4 protein-coding genes are annotated in these 3681 nt (G+C 55.1%); 2 read left to right on the plus strand and 2 right to left on the minus strand.

Features of this window, described 5'->3' with window-relative positions; translation table 11 throughout:
• On the minus strand, window positions 1-1566 hold a 1566-nt coding region (locus RTY00_RS21705; protein ID WP_312666167.1), incomplete at its 3' end, for a PAS domain S-box protein.
• Window positions 1567-1727: 161 nt separating this feature from the next.
• Window positions 1728-2339, minus strand: a complete 612-nt coding sequence (locus RTY00_RS21710; RefSeq protein WP_008104884.1) for a phosphatase PAP2 family protein — start codon at window positions 2337-2339, stop codon at window positions 1728-1730.
• Between the two features lie 230 nt (window positions 2340-2569).
• Here RTY00_RS21710 and udk point away from each other — a divergent pair, with 230 nt between their 5' ends.
• The gene (gene udk, locus RTY00_RS21715; RefSeq protein WP_008104883.1) at window positions 2570-3208 is read left to right on the plus strand and encodes a uridine kinase; all 639 of its coding nucleotides are present in this window, start codon (window positions 2570-2572) and stop codon (window positions 3206-3208) included.
• A gap of 72 nt (window positions 3209-3280) precedes the next feature.
• The coding region (dcd, locus tag RTY00_RS21720) for a dCTP deaminase (protein ID WP_312666169.1) at window positions 3281-3681 on the plus strand (401 nt) is incomplete at its 3' end.

The following is a 3681-nucleotide window of genomic DNA, read 5'->3' on the forward strand; positions in this document are numbered from 1 at the left end:
GGCCTCAGAACGCACATAGCGCGGGCCTTCCTGCAAATTGATGCGGTATTCCAGCTGGAAAGCGCTGCGGCGTTCGATGGCCTGCTGCACCACCAGCGCGGCGGTTTCCCGTTCAGCCGGATCAAGCAGATGCACCCACAGATCGTAGGTGGGCGTTTGATGTGGACCTAAGCCAAACAGCTCATACATGCGCTTGTCCCATAGCATTTCCCCGGTCAGCAGATTCCACTCCCACACGCCGATGCCGCCGGCTTCGTTGGCCAGCGTGATGCGTTCCATCAGGCGGCGATTGACCTGCTCGCTCTGCTTCAGCTCGGAGATATCGATAATCTGGGCGATGAAGTAGTGCGGCTGTTGCGCGGCGTCGCGCACCATCGAAACCGTCAGGCGCGCCCAGACGATCTCGCCATCCTTGCGGAAATAGCGCTTCTCCATGGTGTAGGTCATGATTTCACCCGCCACCAATCGTTCCAGCTGCTGCAAATCGCTGTTGAGATCGTCGGGATGGGTGATTTGCTGGAAAGTGAGTTTTTTCAGCTCATCGGCCGGAAAGCCCAGCGTCTGACACAGCGACTGATTGACCTGCTGCCAGCCACCATTCGGCGCAACCAGCGCCATGCCGATCGCGGAGTATTCCATAGCGTTACGGAAGCGGGTTTCACTCTCGCTGATGTGATGCTTTTCGCGCTGGAAGGCATCCATCACCAGCGCCATCACGTGGCTTGGCAGCAGCACCAACAGGAACGGCAGCCAGGTGCTGACCTGGCCGAGCAGCATGCCGTTTTGTGCCAGGTTGACCAAATTAAAGGCGAGCAGAATCGAGATGAAACTGGCATTGAGGAAGAACAGCAGAAAGGCTTCAAATTTTGGCAGCCGTACCGCACACCAGAACAGGATCACCACAATAAAGGTAAAGGGCCATGGCAGAAAACGCAGCGATAAATAGCTGGCGAGCAGCGTGCCGATTAGCGTCAGGCAGGTTTCCAGCTGACGGCCTGGCGTAAAAATCTGGCGCAGCGGTTTATTTGGCCACAGCAGTAACACCGGACCAAATGCCAACACGCCAATCACTTCAGAAATCACCCAGGTCGAGAAGAAGGGCAGTGACGCGCTGCTACCAACATGCAGCATCCACAACGCCACCACACCGCCAAGCAGCGGCGCAATCAACCCGGCGCACAGCGCAAAGCGTACCCAATCGAGTAACGAATTAAGCGGGGCGCGGCGATCGAGCAGCGCGCGCAGCATCACGCCGCCTAAAATCGCCTGCACCATATTTAAGATGGCAAATTTAATGTTGCTGAGCGCGGGACCAATAATGATCAGATTGGCCAGCGCGGTACCCATCACGCAAGCAAGCAGCAGCAATGGAACGTGTTTTGAGTGGGCACGAAACACGATCACCGTCATCAGCGCGGTGGAGTACCAAAGCGGTGAAATACGTCCGCTGACAACGATCAGTTCCAGACAAAATAGCGTCAGTAGAAAAGTGAGCCCGCCAATGAGCAAGGCATTGAGCCATATTCGGTGTGGTCTTTCTCGTGAAGTCAATATTTCGAGGGTCATGCAAGAATCCAGCTGCGCGCACCTGATTCACGATGGAAAATGCGCCAATCAATCACTATTTCGCATGCTAGCACATCTATTTAAGATTTCTGCCGGGAATTGCATTTAAGTCGTTATTCACTGAATTGATTGGCCCTTTGCGCGCAAAGGGCCAATCGGTGTTAGCGAAAAAGATCGGCGCGGGTATAAGGCTTTTCTAAGCCGGCAAGATTGGCAGAGAAGCGCTCAAGGAATTGTTGTGTGGTGGCGACGCGACCATGGCCCAGCAGCAGCAGCGGCACCAGCAGCGCAACGCCGATTTGCGGCAGACTAAAGCCCTTCAGCGAAGTCCGGCGCTGTGTCAGCAGGAAAGCGGTGCTGAGCGTGAAACCGAGCATCAGGCCCGCCAGCACTTCGCTTTTTGAGTGAGCGTGGATTACCAGGCGCGACAGGCCAACCATCAACGGAATCAGATAGCCGATACCGATGGTAAACAGACGCCAGCGCGGTGACCAGCGACCGGAGATCAACCACATCATCACCGGCCAGAGCGTGGCGGACATCGCGCTGTGTCCGCTGAAGCCGGTAAAGTTGAATCTGGCGCTACCAATACCAAAGCCGAGAAACAGTATTTTCGAGACGCTCACCACTAGGCCAGCCAGACCAAACGCCAGCACCCAATACCAGACGGTTTGGCGGTTGTCGCTTTTCCATGGCAATACCAGCGCGATAATCACCGCGGTAGGGATCAGCAACATGCTGTCGCCAAAATAGGTCAGGGTTTTCCAGCTCATACTTTTCCTTGCGGCTACATTCGGAGTGCCAACGCCGGCTACAGTGTTGGCAGATGAACAGTGTATCGATTAAGCGTCTGGCTGCAAAAGGGGATATTCTGAAAAGCCGTTGGCCCATTTCTCTGGCATCAAACCGGTGAAATACCTATAATTGCCGCCAACTAACCCTCTCATTCGGCCCGTTGCAGCTTCGGCTTAGGCAGGCTCCAGTTATCAGGTCTTAAAAAAGTATGACTGACAAGTCTCATCAGTGCGTGATCGTTGGCATCGCAGGTGCATCCGCATCCGGAAAAAGTCTTATCGCCAGCACGCTCTATCGTGAAATCCGTGACCAGGTCGGTGACGAGCATATCGGTGTGATCCCCGAAGATGCCTACTATAAAGATCAGAGCCACCTCACCATGGAAGAGAGGGTGAAAACCAACTATGACCATCCGAGTGCGATGGATCATGATCTGTTGTTGCAGCATCTGCGCGCGCTGAAAGCCGGTCAGGAAATTGAGTTGCCGGTTTACAGCTACGTTGAGCACACCCGCACCAGCGATTGTATTCATCTCAAATCGAAGAAAGTCATCATCCTTGAAGGCATCTTGCTGTTAACCGATGCGCGCCTGCGCCAGGAGATGAATTTCTCCATCTTCGTCGATACGCCGCTGGATATCTGTTTGATGCGCCGCATGAAGCGCGATGTGAATGAGCGCGGCCGCTCAATGGATTCGGTGATGAGCCAGTATCAGAAGACCGTGCGTCCGATGTTCCTGCAATTTATTGAACCTTCCAAGCAGTACGCTGACATCATTGTGCCGCGCGGCGGAAAAAACCGTATCGCGATTGATATCCTTAAGGCCAAGATCAATCAGTATCTTTAACGACATAGCGTCCGCCCCGGCGTGACGCGCTGTCGTAGCCATTCGCTACACTTAATTCACGGAGTACCTGCGATGAGATTATGCGATCGCGATATTGAAGCCTGGCTGGACAGCGGAAAGTTGGCGATTGAGCCGCGCCCGCCGGTGGAACGCATTAATGGCGCCACGGTTGATGTGCGCCTCGGCAACCAGTTCCGCACCTTTAGCGGCCACACGGCGGCGTTTATTGATTTGAGTGGTCCCAAGCACGAAGTCAGTGCCGCGCTGGACCGCGTCATGAGCGATGAGATTGTGCTGCCAGAAGGTGAAGCCTTTTTCCTGCATCCGGGCGAGCTGGCGCTGGCGGTAACGCTGGAATCGGTCACCATCCCCGACGATCTGGTCGGCTGGCTGGATGGACGCTCTTCGCTGGCGCGTTTGGGTTTGATGGTGCACGTCACGGCGCACCGTATCGATCCGGGCTGGCAAGGTCG

Source organism: Pantoea sp. CTOTU49201 (genome assembly GCF_032054795.1).
Classification (GTDB): Bacteria; Pseudomonadota; Gammaproteobacteria; order Enterobacterales; family Enterobacteriaceae; genus Pantoea; species Pantoea symbiotica.